General features: G+C 61.9%; 15 protein-coding genes. 10 read left to right on the forward strand and 5 right to left on the reverse strand.

The window, feature by feature from the left end; translation table 11 throughout:
• Position 1 precedes the first annotated feature (1 nt).
• The 3 genes from EB231_RS22270 to EB231_RS22280 form a co-directional block, all read right to left on the reverse strand.
• On the reverse strand, positions 2–1111 hold the full coding sequence (locus EB231_RS22270; protein ID WP_172350721.1) for an ABC transporter ATP-binding protein: 1110 nt from the start codon (positions 1109–1111) through the stop codon (positions 2–4).
• A gap of 83 nt (positions 1112–1194) precedes the next feature.
• On the reverse strand, positions 1195–2334 hold the full coding sequence (locus EB231_RS22275) for an ABC transporter substrate-binding protein (RefSeq protein WP_172350722.1): 1140 nt from the start codon (positions 2332–2334) through the stop codon (positions 1195–1197).
• 42 nt (positions 2335–2376) lie between these two features.
• Positions 2377–3720 (reverse strand): glutamine synthetase family protein, encoded by a 1344-nt coding sequence (locus tag EB231_RS22280; RefSeq protein WP_172350723.1) that lies wholly within the window; start codon positions 3718–3720, stop codon positions 2377–2379.
• 263 nt (positions 3721–3983) lie between these two features.
• On the opposite strand from EB231_RS22280, the gene EB231_RS22285 reads away from it, so the two are divergent.
• The 4 genes from EB231_RS22285 (at position 3984) to EB231_RS22300 (ending at position 5796) form a co-directional block, all read left to right on the forward strand.
• Positions 3984–4649: a helix-turn-helix transcriptional regulator gene (locus tag EB231_RS22285; protein ID WP_172350724.1), complete on the forward strand. Its 666-nt coding sequence runs from the start codon at positions 3984–3986 to the stop codon at positions 4647–4649.
• 219 nt (positions 4650–4868) lie between these two features.
• A complete protein-coding gene (locus tag EB231_RS22290) occupies positions 4869–5186 on the forward strand; it encodes an SH3 domain-containing protein (protein WP_172350725.1) in 318 nt (105 codons plus the stop codon).
• 62 nt (positions 5187–5248) lie between these two features.
• Positions 5249–5527, forward strand: a complete 279-nt coding sequence (locus EB231_RS22295) for a DUF982 domain-containing protein (protein WP_172350726.1) — start codon at positions 5249–5251, stop codon at positions 5525–5527.
• Positions 5528–5556: 29 nt separating this feature from the next.
• On the forward strand, positions 5557–5796 hold the full coding sequence (locus EB231_RS22300; RefSeq protein ID WP_019857848.1) for a DUF2188 domain-containing protein: 240 nt from the start codon (positions 5557–5559) through the stop codon (positions 5794–5796).
• A 98-nt stretch (positions 5797–5894) separates the two neighbouring features.
• Here EB231_RS22300 and EB231_RS22305 read toward each other — a convergent pair whose 3' ends face one another.
• Together EB231_RS22305 and EB231_RS22310 are read right to left on the reverse strand one after the other, a co-directional pair.
• Positions 5895–6179, reverse strand: a complete 285-nt coding sequence (locus tag EB231_RS22305) for a hypothetical protein (protein ID WP_172350727.1) — start codon at positions 6177–6179, stop codon at positions 5895–5897.
• Between the two features lie 54 nt (positions 6180–6233).
• On the reverse strand, positions 6234–7238 hold the full coding sequence (locus tag EB231_RS22310) for an alpha/beta fold hydrolase (RefSeq protein ID WP_172350728.1): 1005 nt from the start codon (positions 7236–7238) through the stop codon (positions 6234–6236).
• A gap of 162 nt (positions 7239–7400) precedes the next feature.
• Here EB231_RS22310 and EB231_RS22315 point away from each other — a divergent pair, with 162 nt between their 5' ends.
• From EB231_RS22315 to EB231_RS22340, 6 genes are all read left to right on the forward strand, one after another.
• Complete coding sequence (locus EB231_RS22315; protein WP_056566650.1) at positions 7401–8144, forward strand: competence/damage-inducible protein A; 744 nt, start codon at positions 7401–7403, stop codon at positions 8142–8144.
• Positions 8145–8218: 74 nt separating this feature from the next.
• Complete coding sequence (locus tag EB231_RS22320; RefSeq protein ID WP_172350729.1) at positions 8219–9052, forward strand: universal stress protein; 834 nt, start codon at positions 8219–8221, stop codon at positions 9050–9052.
• A gap of 116 nt (positions 9053–9168) precedes the next feature.
• Positions 9169–9669 carry a xanthine phosphoribosyltransferase gene (gene gpt, locus EB231_RS22325; protein WP_056566656.1) on the forward strand — a complete coding sequence of 167 codons (501 nt, stop codon included), beginning with the start codon at positions 9169–9171 and terminating at the stop codon, positions 9667–9669.
• 210 nt (positions 9670–9879) lie between these two features.
• Positions 9880–10368 (forward strand): NUDIX hydrolase, encoded by a 489-nt coding sequence (locus tag EB231_RS22330; protein ID WP_172350730.1) that lies wholly within the window; start codon positions 9880–9882, stop codon positions 10366–10368.
• A gap of 119 nt (positions 10369–10487) precedes the next feature.
• Positions 10488–10799, forward strand: coding sequence for a PilZ domain-containing protein (locus EB231_RS22335; protein WP_172350731.1), 312 nt, complete (start codon positions 10488–10490; stop codon positions 10797–10799).
• 660 nt (positions 10800–11459) lie between these two features.
• Positions 11460–15248, forward strand: coding sequence for a vitamin B12-dependent ribonucleotide reductase (locus EB231_RS22340; RefSeq protein ID WP_172350732.1), 3789 nt, complete (start codon positions 11460–11462; stop codon positions 15246–15248).
• Positions 15249–15316: the final 68 nt, after the last annotated feature.

A 15316-nucleotide genomic window follows, 5' to 3' on the forward strand; every position in this document is an offset into this window, starting at 1 on the left:
CTCACTCCGAAAGCAGGAAGCTGCGGGTCGGATGAAAGCCGATCCTGACGCTGTCGGAGACCTTGGCCGGGAGATCGAGCGAGCCGGCGAGATCCATGACCACGGCCTTCTCCAGGCCGGGGACGCGAACTCGATACTGCGTCGACGAACCCTTGATGAAATACTCCTCGACGGTGCCGTTCAGCACCCATTCGCCGGGTTCAGCCGCGCCGGTGACGAAACGGATGGTCTCGGGACGAACCAGCAGGGCTGTCGCCCCACTGCCCAGGAAGAGAGAAATCTGCTCCCCAGCGATCACGGCTGCGTTGTCGCCGACGAGCGGCGAAGTAACCTTTGCGCCATCACCGTCGCGCGAGACGGACACCGGCAAGAAGTTGGTTTCGCCGATGAAGCCGGCGACGAACATGTTGGCCGGGCGGTAGTAGATATCCGACGGCGTGCCCAGTTGCACGACTTCGCCGGCGCGCATGACGCAGATACGGTCGGCCAGCATCATGGCTTCTTCCAAATCGTGGGTAACGAGGACGAAGCTGGTGCCGAGTTCGCGGTGCAGCTTCTTCAGCTCGGCCTGTAGCGATTTCTTCAGCTTGGCGTCGAGCGCGCTCATCGGCTCGTCGAGCAGAAGCACGCTCGGGCGCGAGATCAGCGCGCGGGCGAGCGCCACGCGCTGCTGTTCGCCGCCGGAAAGCTGGACGGGATAGCGTGTCAGGTACTCTCGCTTAAGATGCATGAGGTCGAGCATGGCGGCGATGCGCTGGTCCATCTCGGCTTTCGCCACCTTCTGCAGCTTGAGCGGAAAGCCGATATTGTCCGACACGGTCTTGTGCGGAAACAGCGCCAGCTTCTGGAAGACCATGCGCGTCGGCCGCTTCGCGGCCGGCACGCCCTGCATGTTCCGGCCCTGGATTTCCAGCACACCGGCGGTCGGGTCCTCGAAACCGGCAAGGATCTTCAGCAGCGTGGTCTTGCCACAACCGGAAGGGCCGACAAGCGCCATGAATTCGCCCGCGCCGATGTCGAGGGACACGCCATGCAAGGCTCGCATGGAGCCATAGTCCTTGACGATGCCAGACGCATTGATGATTGGCGCGTTGATGATTGCGGTTGTCAAAAATTCGCCCGCCCTGAATGTGGGTGAAAATATCATGGAGCCCGCGCGCCGTAACGCGCGGGCTTCAATTCAATAAGTGACGTTCAGCGCGCGGCCAGTTCTTCCTGCCAGATCGCCAGCATGTCGTCGATGTTCGGCGCGACGGTGTGGAAGTGGCTGTTGTCCCAGGCCGTCCACATATAATCCATCTGCAGCGCCTTCTTCTCGGCGTCCGAGAACAGCGCCTCCGTCTTGGCGTTCGGAACGAGATTGCAGGTCGCCTCGGTGATCGACAGCTGCTTGGCCACCTCCGGCGAGACGATGTATTTCAGGAAGTCGGCGGCGACCTTGGAGTCGCGGTCGTTTGCGATCAGGCCCGTCGCCTCCATCCAGATGATGCCCTGCTTGAGCCCATTCTTCGGCTCGGGCACGATCGACTGGATGTAATCGTGGCCCTTCATGCGCAGCGACGAGGTGGCGTAGGTGCCGCCGCCGATCAGTGCCCGGAACGAGCCGTCGATCAGGCCTTTCTGGGCGATCGCCAGGTCGGCGACGATGGCGCGGGTGTTCTTGAAGGCTGCACGCAGCACCTTGCGCACTTCATCGAGTGCTGGCTGGTCGAGTTCGACATAGGGATTGACGCCGGCGTAAAGGGCCAGCGGCATGATCGGCCAATCGCCCCAGTCCAGCAGGCAGATCTTGTCCTTGTAGGCGGCGTCGAAAACCGGCGCGTAGCTCGACCAGGTCTCGAGCTTGTCGAACTTGGTGTTGACCGTCGGTCCGACCCAGCCCCAGCGGGTCGGCAAGCCGGTCGCCTTGCCTTCGAATTGCAGCGGCGTGAAGGGCGCACGGAACTGCGGGTAGAATTCGGCGTATTGGTCGGCGAAATCCTTGTCGTCAATGTAGCGGCAGATGCCCGCCGGCCCCATGCGCGCGATCCAGGGACTGTCTGATGAAACGAGGTCGAAATCCTTCGACGCACCGGCGGCGAGTTTGGCGAAGCCGCCCGCGGAGTCAGTGATCAGGTCGACGGAAATGGAGACGTCCTTCTGCTTCTGGAACGGGTCCAGGATAGACGGCGCGTTGTAGCCTTCCCAACACATGTAGTTGAGGGTTTCGGCGGCGGATGCGCCCCTCGGCATGCCGAGGATGCCGGCGCCCGCGACCGCCAGCCCGAGGCCGCCCATGCCCTTCAGCATCGCGCGGCGATCGACGCCCCCGATGCCCGATGTTCCCTTTTTCATTTGCCTGTTCCCTTCCTTTGTTATCAGCCAAAAAATTCCCGATCAGACGATGCCGAGGTACCGCCTGATCTCCCATTCGCTTACCTGTTTCTGGTACTCGCCATATTCAAAGCGTCGTCCGGTCACGAAGCTATGGATGAAGTCCTCGCCGAAGATCTCGCGGGCGATTGTGCTTGCGTTGAGCCGCTCCGCCGCCTGGCCGAGATCTGACGGGAAGACGGCCTCCGGTGAAGGCGTCGCGGCATAGAAATTCTCGCCACTGCCGGCCGGCGGCTCGATCTCGTTGCGGATGCCGTAAAGGCCGGCGCCGATGCAGAGCGCCAGCGCCAGGTAGGGATTGGCGTCGGCCGAGGGCACGCGAAACTCGACGCGGGTGGATTCGGGCTCGTCATTGATGACGCGCACCGCCGCCGTGCGGTTCTGGACACCCCAGTTGGCCGAGGTCGGCGCCCAGGCGCCGGGCACCAGCCGCTTGTAGGCGTTGACGGTATGGGCGCACATGGCCAGCAGTTCCGGCATAAGCCTGACCAGGCCGCCGATGAAATGACGCCCGAGCCTGCTGATACCATCTTGCGCGCCAGGATCGGCGAACACCGCATTGCCCTGCGGGTCGCGCATCGAGACATGCAGGTGACCGGACTGGCCAGGCAGCGACGGCGAAAGCTTCGACATGAAGCCGGCGGTCAGGCCATGACGGGAGAAATAGGCCTTGGCGAAATTCTTGAACAGCGCCGCGTCGTCCGGGGATTTCATGCCCTTGGCATAAGTAAGCGGTGCTTCGAAGCATCCCGGCCCGAGTTCGGTGTGGATGGCGTCGAGGCCGATCCCCATCGTCGTCATCGTATCGTGCAGGCCCTGCAGGAGGTCGCCATGGATGGCCGATGTCTGCAACGAATAGGTGCGGTTGCCCTGCGCGAAATAGGTGAGGTCGCGATAGTCCTTGGCACGCAGGCTCTCTGGCGTCTCGTCGAACAGGAAGAACTCGTATTCGAAGGCCGAGAACACGTCGAAGCCAAGTTCAGCGGCCTCCCCTACCAGCCTTTGGCAAAGATTGCGCGGCGAACGCTTGCCGAAATCGCCCGAGAAATCGGCGATGCAGAGCGCGGCATCCTCCGCGAACGGATATTTGCGCAGGCTCGCTGCATCGAGGAATGCCGGCCGGTCGATGAAAGCACCGTCGATGAAGGTCTTCTCTGCGATATCCCAGAAATAGAGAACCTCGCAGAACGGATAGCCCCTGGCGGCCAGCTTGACTGCCTTGTCGACGGAGACCAGCTTGTCGCGAAATTCGCCTGCCGGGTCCATCATGCCGATGTGCACGGCCCTGGCGCCAAGCTTTTCAACACCAGACGCGAAGGCCGCACCGGCTTCATTGACTGTCGACATATATGCCCGCCTCGATATTTTCGTCCCGAGGCTAGGGTTGACCTTCTCGCAACTGAATATCCCGATAGGGATAGACGAGAAGAAAATTCGGGCAGCCTCGAACAGGCTCAGAAGCCCGGCCAGAGGACAACAAGATCGTGGTGATTGCAGGCTTTGCGCCGTGGAACCGAAAGATCGCCGCTGCGATCCAGGAGGTCGGCACGCCGGACTTCCCGCAGCGTATCGAAGAGGCGCTGAAGGCGGTCATCGACCTCGATATCGTGATGATCTTCGCCTATTCCGGCACGGAAAAGCCGATCTGCCTCTACCACAATATCGATCCCGTACGCGCGGCGACCGTGATCACCGCCTATGCAAACGGACCTTATCTGCTCGATCCCTTCTATCGCGCGGCGACGGACCCGAAGGCCATCGGGGTCAGGCAACTGAGAAGAATGGCGCCGGACCAGTTCTACAGTTCGGAGTATTTCCGCCAGCATTACGGCCTGACAAAAATCCGCGACGAGGTCGGCATCGTCTGCCGGCCGGCGGGGAGCGCGGCCATCGTCATCAGTTTCACCCGCCCGATGGAATCACCGGCGTTCGGACGGCGCGACCTCAAGGTCATCCACGATGCCGAACCGGTGATCCGGCTTTTGATCGAACGGAACTGGAGCAACGCTCGCCTCAGTTCGAGGGGAACCGACGGCGAACCGGTCGATCCGATAAATGCGACTCTGAACCGGATGACAGGCGGCGTGCTGACGCCGCGCGAGATCGAGATCACCTCGCTGATCCTGCGTGGACATTCGAGCGCGGCTATCGCCGATGCGCTGAACATCGCCGAGGGGACGGTTAAAATCCATCGCAAGAATATTCACCAGAAGCTTGATATCTCTAGCCAATCCGAATTGTTCTCAATGTTTATCTTTCATCTTTCAAAGCAATGACGCCGCAATGGCGCGGAGCAGCGCTTCCAGCAAGCGTTGACACAGGTCGCGCCAAGCCACCGCGTGTCAATTATGGACGGCATGCGAACCGGCTGGCGTCGAAAAGGCTTGGGATTTAGTTGCTTTGCCGCGGGTGCCACGGGCCCGGCTGCAATTTCGTTCGCAAACTGTTACGTTGGGTGAGGCTGCGGTGGGCGCGGCCGGGCTTGGGAGGAAATCATGTCGTTCAGGGCATTCTTGCCGGCTGCGATGCTTGTGGCCATGGCCGGGTTTTGGCTCGGCGCATCAACGCCGAGCGTCGCGCAATATTGCGAAGGTACGGTGCATGGCCTGTCCGGGCGCTACAATCTGGCGACCGGCAGCGGCTTTCTCGCCGTGCGGGCGCGACCGAACTCGTCATCGCGGATGATCGGCCAGCTGTTCAACGGCGATCATACCGAAATCTTCGACCGGCGCGGCAACTGGTACCAGGTCGAAATCGGCGGCACGACCGGCTGGGCAAACGCACGCTGGCTGCGCAACGATTGTGGCTACTGAGACGTTTGGGCGCAGGCTGAAAGCCACTTTTGCAACCAAATTGGCTGTTTTGCGTTGCGGCCATGATGGACAACAAACCCTTTGAAACGCCGGTCGTGGTCGAACTCGGCCATGTCGGCAAGTATCGCCATATCCGCAGCACCCAGGAAGCGGCGGAGTGTCTGATGACGGTGTGGCCGCTCAATCGCGGCCCGCGTCATCGTGATGCCCTCGACACTTGCCTCAAAGTGCTGGAAGGTTATCGTTCGACAGCGGATGCGCGACGGGCATTGATCGAGGCCGCCAGGGAATCGGAAGTGCTGGTGCCCGAAGACAAGCTGTCCGACGACCGGCTGCATTGAGCAGGCGGACCTTTCAACCGGAGGTTTTGATGGCGAAGCTGACTTACAAGATCGTCGAGCATGACGGCGGCTGGGCCTACAAGGTCGGTTCGACCTTCTCGGAGACATTTCCCACCCATCAGGACGCACTGCGCGCCGCCGAGATCGCTTCGGCCGAGCAGCAGGTGGCAGGCGCAACGGACGGCATCCAGTATGAGGATGCCGACGGTAAATGGCACGAGGAATTGGCTGACGGCCGCGACCGGCCGCAGACCGAGGTGTCAGACTAAGTTTTCTGAAGAGAGCTTGCCTGCGGGAAAAGGCAGGGCGCCGACCGCGGACGCCAGGAGAGACGGCGTCCTACGGTCGACGGCTGCCCAGCGGCTGACTATTTGCCGCAGTACTGGTCGTTCACGTTGCCCTGGGCATTCGCGTCGGGCCCAGACGTGTTGTAGGCACAGGGGCCGACCGCACCCGAATTGCCAAGGGTGTCCAGCCCCGACCGGTCGCCATTGATGCTTCCGGTCGTGTTCTGGTCAACGCCTGCAGACTCTTCGTTGCCGAACGGCCACCAGTTGTGATGATTGGAATATGCGCCCTCGGATGACTGGGCCATCGCCGATGTGGCGAGACCGATCGTCAGAACCGATGCTGCGAGAAGTTTCGTGTACATTGAATTACTCCGTGTCTTGGTCGCCTTGGGTGCGACACGGGGTAAACCCGCCAGTCAGCCGGATGGTTCATTGAAATTGTCGTGAGGCAGAGGTGATGGAAACGCTCGGGCGCCGATCCGCTCGATGAAACCGGTCACCTGCTTGGGCTCGACAAACTGCGGCATATGGCCAACGCCGTCGACAGGTTCGAAATCGAGCCCCTTGATCCTGCCTCGCATAGGCTCGCCGTGGACGCGGATATCGATGACGCGGTCGGCGGTTCCGAAGAGGATGCCGGCGGGCATGGCAATCTCGTCATAGCGTTGTTCGATACGACCGAGATCCCGTTCGATGGCCACGATATCGGCTGATGTTGCCTGGAAATGGCCTGGCCGCAGCCCGAGCCATCCGCCGCCGGCGACCATGTAGTCCGCTGGAAAGGCCTGCGGCCCAAAGATGAATTCCATTGCCGGCCGCGCATAGCGCAAGCTCAGAGGTATCGCCACGGTATAGGCCATGATCCAGCGCAATAGACGTGAGGGAATGTAGAGCAAGTCAAATCGCTGGCGTGCCCGGGTTTCCAGATGCGTCAGCAGCGCCAGCAAGGCGATGCCCGAAATCGCCGTGGGATATTCCACGGCCAAGGTCAGCGCGATGGCGCCACCCAGCGAGTGGCCGACCACCAGCGGCCTTTCCAGCCCCAGTCTTTCGATGAAGCGCCGCACCAAGGCCGCCTGTTCGGGCAACCGGCCCGTGGCGCCATTGGCGCGAACCGAATAGCCCGACCCCGGACGATCGAGCGCGATCAGCCGGTAGCCCGGGCCAAAGTGTCCGAACAGCGTGTGCCGGAAGTGATGGAGTTGCGCGCCAAGCCCATGCAGGAAAACGATCGGCCGTCCCTCGCCCACATCGACATAGTGGATGCGGTTGCCATCGATCTCGACGAATTTTCCGATGGGCGGCACCAGTCTCTGCGCTTTCGCCGCGATCCACAGCGTCGCCAGCACCGGGCAGGCAATCCCCAGAACCGCCAGCAGGACCAGCACAGCCTGCAACCACGACAGGATCGATATCAGCATTGTTCACCAACCAGAACCTGTTTGAGCTTAACCGCATCCGGTCACGCCGCAACCTCGCGTCGAAGCGGGCGCGTCCAAGCATGGATTGTTCCCCGCTCGGTTGGCATTGCCGACAGCCACGCGCCGCGCTATCTCAGGCGACCCGTCCTGCCGGAGTCCTCCATGACCGAAATCGTTACCGCCGCCATGCTCGTCATCGGCGATGAAATCTTGTCCGGCCGCACCAAGGACAAGAATATCGGCCACCTCGCCGATATCATGACTGCGATCGGCATCGACCTGAAGGAGGTGCGCATTGTTCCCGACGAGGAAGACGAGATCATAGCCGCGGTGAATGCCGTGCGCGCGCGCTACACCTATGTGTTCACCACCGGCGGCATCGGCCCGACCCATGACGACATCACTGCCGATTCGATCGCCAAGGCGTTCGGTGTTCCCTGCGAATACGACGCCAAGGCCTATGCGATGCTGGAGGCGAGCTATGCCGCGCGCGGCATCGAGTACACAGAGGCGCGCAAGCGCATGGCGCGAATGCCGCGCGGGGCCGACCACATCGACAACCCAGTGTCCGTGGCGCCCGGCTTTCGCATCGGCAACGTCCACGTCATGGCCGGCGTGCCCTCGATCTTCCAGGCCATGCTCGACAATGTCGTGCCGACACTGAAGACCGGCACGAAGATGCTGTCGGCGACGGTGCACTGTCCGTTCGGCGAGGGCCTCGTCGGAGGCCCATTGGGCGAGATCCAGAAAGCGCATCCGGACACGATTATCGGCTCCTATCCGAAATATGGCGATGGCAAATTCTGGACCGAACTGGTGGTTCGCGCCCGCAGCCAGGAGGCCCTCGACGCCGCGCGCGCCGATGTCGAGGCGATGGTGGCGGGTTTCGCCGCCAAGGCGAGCTGAGGCCGGAACCAAGCGCAGCGCAGCGGCGTTTCCCTGCACGCGAGTTCCGAGGCTCGCCAGATTGAGGGATCACCATGCACTTCAAGACCATCGTTGCAATTCTGCAGAACGAGCAGGACGCGGAGCGCGTGCTCGACTGCGCCATTCCGCTCGCAAGCCGCTTCCAGAGCCATCTGATCGGCATCCATGCCGAGGCGCTTCCGGTGCCCTACACCTCGGCAACCGGTTTTCCCGACACGGAGTTCCTGCAGGTATCGGCCGATATGAGCCGCGAACGCGCCGAAAAGCTTCAGGCGGTTTTTCTCAAGCAAATCGAGGATTCAGGCCTGTCCTTCGAATGGCGCAGCCTGGAGAGCTTCTCCGGCGACAGCGCCCTGAGCGGTATTTCGAGCGTGCGCGCCGCCGACCTGATCATCGCGGCGCAGAGTGAAACCGGCAGCGATCCGAGCGCGGATGTGGGCACGCTGGTCTATGATGCCGGCCGACCGGTGCTGGTGGTGCCGCCTCAGGGACCGTTGCTCACCACTTTCAAGCACGTGCTGCTCGTCTGGAACGGCAGCAAGGAGGCGGCGCGCGCCGCCTTTGACGCATTACCCTTCATCATCGAGGCCGAGAAGACCGAGATTTTGATCATCGACCCGCCCGATACGCTCGATGACAGCCCGGAGGCAGCCGGTACCGAAATCGCTTCGTCCCTTTCACGTCATGGTGCCAGCGTCGGCGTGTGCGTACAAAAATCGGGGGGCATCCCGGTCGAGGACATGATCCAGACGAGGATCGTCGAGACCGGCGCCGATCTGCTCGTTCTTGGCGCCTATAGCCATTCGTGGCTGCGTCGGCTCCTGTTCGGCGGAGTGACACGCTCGGTGTTGCGCACCGCGCCGGTGGCGGCCTTCCTGTCGCGGTAAGTCCACAGCGATCGTTTCCGGGCGCCCTTGCCAAGGCCAAGGGTTTCCGGTTAATTCCGCGCGCATTCCCCTGTTTTCTTGCACGCGGCCTTTGCGTGCTGCGGAGTGCGCGAGACATGTCCCTTCCCGAAAAAGCCTTCCCGGTCTCCTGGGACCAGTTCCATCGTGACGCCCGCGCGCTCGCCTGGCGGCTTGCCGGCGCCAACAAGGGTCAATGGAAGGCGATCGTGTGCATCACGCGCGGCGGGCTGGTTCCGGCCGCCATCATCTCGCGCGAACTCGGCATCCGCATCATCGAGACGGTATGCGTCGCCTCCTATCACGACTATTCCAGCCAGGGGCAGTTGCAGGTGCTGAAGGAAGTCACCCCCGCGCTGCTTGCCGAGGATGGCGCGGGCGTGCTGATCATCGATGACCTGACCGACACCGGCAAGACCGCGGGCATCGTTCGGGCGATGATGCCCAAGGCCCACTTCGCCACTGTCTACGCCAAGCCCAAGGGCCGGCCGCTGGTCGATACTTTCGTCACCGAAGTCAGCCAGGACACCTGGATCTATTTCCCCTGGGACATGGGCTTCACCTACCAGAAGCCGATCGCCGACGATCACGTCGGCTGATTCGTAACAAACCGCTTTTTCCAGTTAAGCCGTCATCGATGACAATATTTGCTTCCGCGAAAGGCTCCGCGGGGCAGGATATCCTGTGAAATCGACGTCTATTGACGGGAATCGGCCAGCCTGACCAAAGTTTTTACTTTTATTGGTGACAATTAGCCGTAAGATTCGTGAGGCGGCAAACGATTCTGGAGGCTGGGGCTAGCTTCTCCGATGTTGACGAGGCCAACGACGCACAACCATTTGGCTGAAAGGGTCCGGCGACTCTTCGGCACCGCGCCGTGCCGCCTGCAGGTTGCCGCCCTCCCCTGGCGCGATACCGGGAACGGCGTCGAGATCATGCTCATTACCAGCCGTGATACCGGCCGCTGGGTGTTGCCGAAGGGCTGGCCGGAGGCCAAGGAGCCGCTTTGCGAAGCGGCGGCCCGGGAGGCCGGCGAGGAAGCCGGATTGCGCGGAAGCGTCTCCCATCTCGAAGCCGGCCGTTACTTCTATGCCAAGATGCTGGCTTCGGGTGAAGAGGTGCCTTGCGAGGTGCTGGTATTCCCGCTGCACGTCGAAAAGATCGCCGATCGTTGGAAGGAAAAACACTCCCGCACCCGCAAATGGGTCAATTCCAGCGAAGCGGTGCGCATGGTCAATGAACCCGACCTTTGCCAGATCATTGCCTATTTCTGCGCCGACCCGCACAGATTCTCCTAGAGCCGGCCGCCGACCTCTTCCGCGTGCGCCATGGCTGCCTCACAACCCTGTGATGTGTGCAGCATGAATGGTTTGCTAATTTTTCTTCGCTAGAGAATGGCTAACCTGGCGTTTGATAGATGGCGAACCCTGTAAACCCACTTCAGCAAGAACCCGGCGAGCCGAAGCGCGAGCACCGTCCCCGCGTGCTCAAGGGCGGTTCCGTCATCACCGGGATTCAAAACTCGGAAGTCGCCGTTATGCTGCGCAACCAGCATGCGAGCGGCGCAGAATTGAAAATACCGCTCGAGGCCCGGGTTCCCGATCGATTCCTTCTCTATGTGCCGCTCGACGGCGTGGCCTACCGCTGCGAGGTCCGCTGGCGCCGCAATGACCGGATCGGCGTGCAGTTCACCGGCACCGAGCCGAAGCCGAAGCTGCATTACGGCTGAACCGGATCTGCCAGCCTGGGGGCTTCGCAGCCGAGACGCATCCCAACGAGGGCCCATGCCTGTCGGCGGCGCGTAATCGCCGCCGGAAATGGCAATCGCAGCGGCGCGTTTCTATCCCCGTTATCCACATGTGTGACACACAAGATGTTGGGGTCACAAAAGCTACGCAAACGAATCCTTGACGGCGCAAAACGAGTCGCCTTTTATAGGCCATGTGCTCCTGTTGAGAGTGCGACCGGAAAGTTCTGAGCCCGGTCTTTTTCCCGGATTATGTGTGTTTTTGCCCGCATTTCCGCCTGTTTACGAGGCGGCGGAAGCGTTGGGATTGTGGGTGGTGGGCGACGAAAGGGACAATTGTCGGTCTGGAAAAAATGATCTGTTAACACTATATTTAGTGTTTGCAGGCAGGCTCGACGCTAGATAGTGTGACCTTCCCTCTACGGAGGGAATCGCAAAAGTTTCAGTTGAGGACCCGCGGGGTCGGTTTGCAGCTTGGGTAGGCGCCTGGGAAGGTGTTCGATTGCCGGTTGCTGCGGGCGCTTGCGACGAGGAGATGCCGGCATTGTTCGCGATGTCGGCAAACGGCGGACTGCGCTTTTCGCCCTGGGGGGCAGAAATCCCCTGACGAAAGCGCTATATATAGACAAAAGGACCGGATCAATGCGCATCGAGCGTCGTTTCACCAAGCCAGGCCAATCAGCTTATGCGGAGATCGAATTCCGCAAGGCTCTTTCCGAGATCAAGAATCCGGATGGCTCGGTGGTGTTCCGCTTGGACAATATCGATGTGCCGGCGCAGTTCTCGCAGGTTGCCGCCGACATCCTGGCGCAGAAATATTTCCGCAAGGCCGGCGTCCCCGCGCGCCTGAAGAAGGTCGAGGAGAACGATGTCCCCTCCTTCCTGTGGCGCTCCGTCGCCGACGAGGCCGAACTTGCCAAGCTGCCGGAAGCCGAGCGCTATGGTTCCGAGATCGACGCCCGCCAGGTCTTCGACCGGCTGGCCGGCACCTGGACCTATTGGGGCTGGAAGGGCGGCTACTTCAAGTCGGAGGAAGACGCCCGCGCTTTCCGCGACGAGCTCGCCTATATGCTGGCCACCCAGCGCGTCGCACCGAATTCGCCGCAATGGTTCAACACTGGGTTGCACTGGGCCTATGGCATTGACGGTCCGAGCCAGGGCCACTTCTATGTCGACCCCTTCACCGGCAAGCTGACCAAGTCGAAATCCTCCTACGAGCATCCGCAGCCGCATGCCTGCTTCATCCAGGGCGTGCAGGACGACCTCGTCAACGAGGGCGGCATCATGGATTTGTGGGTGCGTGAGGCGCGCCTGTTCAAATACGGCTCGGGCACCGGTTCGAACTTCTCGCTGCTGCGCGGCGAAGGCGAAAAACTGTCGGGCGGCGGCCGCTCGTCCGGCCTGATGAGCTTCCTCAAGATCGGCGACCGCGCCGCCGGCGCCATCAAGTCGGGCGGCACGACGCGCCGTGCGGCGAAAATGGTCATTGTCGACGCCGATCACCCCGATATCGAGGAATTCATCGACTGGAAGGTCAATGAAGAGCAGAAGGTCGCCTCGCTGGTGACCGGCTCCAAGATCGTCAAGAAGCACCTCGAAGCGATCATGAAGGCCTGCGTCAATTGCGAAGGCAATGGCGAGGACTGCTTCGATCCGGCCATCAACACGGCGCTGAAGCGCGAGATCAAGGCAGCCAAGAAGTCGGCCGTGCCGGAGAACTACATCTACCGCGTCATCCAGTTCGCCAAGCAGGGCTACACGTCGATGTCGTTCAAGACCTACGACACCGACTGGGATTCGGATGCCTACCTGACGGTCTCGGGCCAGAACTCCAACAATTCGGTGTCGTTGAAGGACAATTTCCTGCGCGCCGTCGAGGACGATGCCGACTGGCACCTGACCGCCCGCAAGGACGGCAAGGTACTGAAGACGCTGAAGGCCAGGGATCTATGGGAAAAGATCGGCTACGCCGCCTGGGCGTCGGCCGATCCGGGCCTGCATTTCAACACGACGATGAACGACTGGCATACCTGCGCTTCGGCCGGCGCGATCCGGGCCTCCAACCCGTGCTCGGAATACATGTTCCTCGACGACACGGCCTGCAACCTCGCCTCGATCAATCTGCTGCCCTACCGCAACGCCGACGGCACGATTGACATCGCCGCCTACGAGCACACGGTGCGGCTGTGGACCATCGTTCTCGAAATCTCGGTGATGATGGCACAGTTCCCGTCGAAGGAGATCGCCAAGCTCTCCTACGACTACCGCACGCTCGGCCTCGGCTACGCCAACATTGGCGGCCTGCTGATGACCTCGGGCATTCCCTATGATTCCGACGAGGGCCGCGCCATCTGCGCCGCGCTCACCGCCATCATGACCGGCGTCGCCTACGCCACCTCGGCCGAGATGGCCTCCGAGCTCGGCGCGTTTCCCGACTATGACCGCAACGCCCAGAACATGCTGCGCGTCATGCGCAACCATCGCCGCGCCGCCTATGGCGACAAGGACGGCTATGAGAAGCTGGCCGTCAATCCGGTGCCGCTGGTCGCTTCCGACCTCAAGCAGCAGGCGCTCGCAGAGCATGCGAAAGCCGCCTGGGACCGCGCCATCGAGCTTGGCGAGGAGCATGGCTATCGCAATGCGCAGGCAACCGTCATCGCGCCGACCGGCACGATCGGCCTGGTCATGGATTGCGACACCACCGGCATCGAGCCCGACTTCGCGCTGGTGAAGTTCAAGAAGCTCGCCGGCGGCGGCTACTTCAAGATCATCAACCGCGCCGTGCCGGAAGCGCTGCGCACGCTCGGCTACTCCGAAGCCCAGATCGGCGAGATGGAGGCCTATGCGGTCGGCCACGGCAATCTCAACCAGGCGCCGGCCATCAACCCCGGCTCGCTGAAGGCAAAAGGTTTCACCGATGAGAAGATCGAGGCACTCAACGCAGCGTTGAAGTCGGCCTTCGACATCAAGTTCGTCTTCAATCAGTGGACGCTTGGCGCCGACTGGGTGAAGGAGACGTTTGGTTTCACCGACGAGCAGCTCAACGACTTCTCTTTCGAGATGCTGCCGGCGCTGGGCTTCTCCAGGAAGGACATCGAGGCCGCCAACATCCATGTCTGCGGTGCGATGACGCTGGAAGGCGCACCCTTCCTCAAGGCCGAACACCTCGCCGTGTTCGACTGCGCCAGCCCGTGCGGCAAGATCGGCAAGCGCTCGCTGTCGATCAACAGCCACATCCAGATGATGGCGGCGGCGCAGCCCTTCATCTCGGGCGCCATCTCCAAGACCATCAACATGCCCAACGACGCGACGGTGGAGGACGCCAAGGGCGCCTACATGCTGTCGTGGAAGCTGGCGCTGAAGGCCAACGCGCTCTACCGCGACGGCTCGAAGCTGTCGCAGCCGCTCAACTCATCGCTGCTCGCCGATGGCGAGGACGATGAGGACGAAGCCCTCGAACAGCTGATCCAGGCTCCGGCGGCAGCGCGCGCGACGCAGATCACCGAGCGGATCGTCGAGCGCATCATCGAACGCGTGTCGCGCGAGCAGGAAAAGCTGCCCGGCCGCCGCAAGGGCTATACGCAGAAGGCCAAGATCGGTGGCAACACCATCTTCCTGCGCACCGGCGAGTATGATGATGGCCGCCTCGGCGAGATCTTCATCGACATGAACAAGGAAGGCGCGACACTGCGTGGCCTTCTCAACAACTTCGCCATCGCGATTTCGCTCGGCCTGCAATACGGCGTGCCGCTCGACGAATATGTGCACGCCTTCACCTTCACCAAGTTCGAGCCGGCTGGCATGGTCATCGGCAACGATGCCATCAAGAGCGCGACGTCGATCCTCGACTACGTGTTCCGCGAACTGGCCATCTCCTATCTCGGCCGCAACGACCTTGCCCATGTCGACCAGTCGGACTTCTCCAACACCGCGCTCGGCCGGGGCATCAGCGAAGGCAAGACCGACGCCGTCTCCAAGGGCCTGACCCGTGGTTCGCCGGTGAAGCTGGTGTCGAGGGCAATCGGCAGCGAGCCGAAGGGCTTTGCCGGCGGCTCGACCGGAACCCCTGCCCGCTCGGCGCCGACCGCCTTCTCCGGCTCCAACGTGCTGGCGTTGAAGCCAGCCAGCGACGAGGCGGTCGCCTACAAGCGCGACTATGAGGATCGGGCCAAGGAACTGGCGGAGGACATCGCCTTCGAGGAAGCGGCGGGCGCTGCTTCCGAGACTTCGGATGCCACGGCGGTGCTGTTCACCGACGCCGCGGCCAACGAGGCCGCCGAAGCCAAGAAACTCGCCGCCGACCGCCGCGCCAGGTCACTGCTGCAAGGCTACACCGGCAATTCCTGCTCCGAGTGCCAGAATTTTACGATGGTGCGGAACGGGACCTGTGAGAAGTGCGATACTTGCGGCGCAACGAGCGGGTGCAGCTGAGAAATCTGAAACGCTAAAACTAGATCGGCCCCGAAACTTTGTCCCTGAGCGTGTTAAACGCAAATTTC

The organism is Mesorhizobium sp. NZP2298, from assembly GCF_013170825.1.
Lineage (GTDB): Bacteria > Pseudomonadota > Alphaproteobacteria > Rhizobiales > Rhizobiaceae > Mesorhizobium.

What these genes read in the sequence shown, in the direction of transcription:
- EB231_RS22320 (WP_172350729.1), top strand. Translation starts at nt 8,219, where the DNA reads ATGCACTTCAAGACCATCGTTGCAATTCTGCAGAACGAGCAGGACGCG.
- EB231_RS22330 (WP_172350730.1), top strand. Translation starts at nt 9,880, where the DNA reads ATGTTGACGAGGCCAACGACGCACAACCATTTGGCTGAAAGGGTCCGG.
- EB231_RS22285 (WP_172350724.1), top strand. Translation starts at nt 3,984, where the DNA reads ATGATCTTCGCCTATTCCGGCACGGAAAAGCCGATCTGCCTCTACCAC.
- gpt (WP_056566656.1), top strand. Translation starts at nt 9,169, where the DNA reads ATGTCCCTTCCCGAAAAAGCCTTCCCGGTCTCCTGGGACCAGTTCCAT.
- EB231_RS22310 (WP_172350728.1), bottom strand. Translation starts at nt 7,238, where the DNA reads ATGCTGATATCGATCCTGTCGTGGTTGCAGGCTGTGCTGGTCCTGCTG.
- EB231_RS22295 (WP_172350726.1), top strand. Translation starts at nt 5,249, where the DNA reads ATGATGGACAACAAACCCTTTGAAACGCCGGTCGTGGTCGAACTCGGC.
- EB231_RS22315 (WP_056566650.1), top strand. Translation starts at nt 7,401, where the DNA reads ATGACCGAAATCGTTACCGCCGCCATGCTCGTCATCGGCGATGAAATC.
- EB231_RS22340 (WP_172350732.1), top strand. Translation starts at nt 11,460, where the DNA reads ATGCGCATCGAGCGTCGTTTCACCAAGCCAGGCCAATCAGCTTATGCG.
- EB231_RS22280 (WP_172350723.1), bottom strand. Translation starts at nt 3,720, where the DNA reads ATGTCGACAGTCAATGAAGCCGGTGCGGCCTTCGCGTCTGGTGTTGAA.
- EB231_RS22335 (WP_172350731.1), top strand. Translation starts at nt 10,488, where the DNA reads ATGGCGAACCCTGTAAACCCACTTCAGCAAGAACCCGGCGAGCCGAAG.
- EB231_RS22300 (WP_019857848.1), top strand. Translation starts at nt 5,557, where the DNA reads ATGGCGAAGCTGACTTACAAGATCGTCGAGCATGACGGCGGCTGGGCC.
- EB231_RS22290 (WP_172350725.1), top strand. Translation starts at nt 4,869, where the DNA reads ATGTCGTTCAGGGCATTCTTGCCGGCTGCGATGCTTGTGGCCATGGCC.
- EB231_RS22305 (WP_172350727.1), bottom strand. Translation starts at nt 6,179, where the DNA reads ATGTACACGAAACTTCTCGCAGCATCGGTTCTGACGATCGGTCTCGCC.
- EB231_RS22275 (WP_172350722.1), bottom strand. Translation starts at nt 2,334, where the DNA reads ATGAAAAAGGGAACATCGGGCATCGGGGGCGTCGATCGCCGCGCGATG.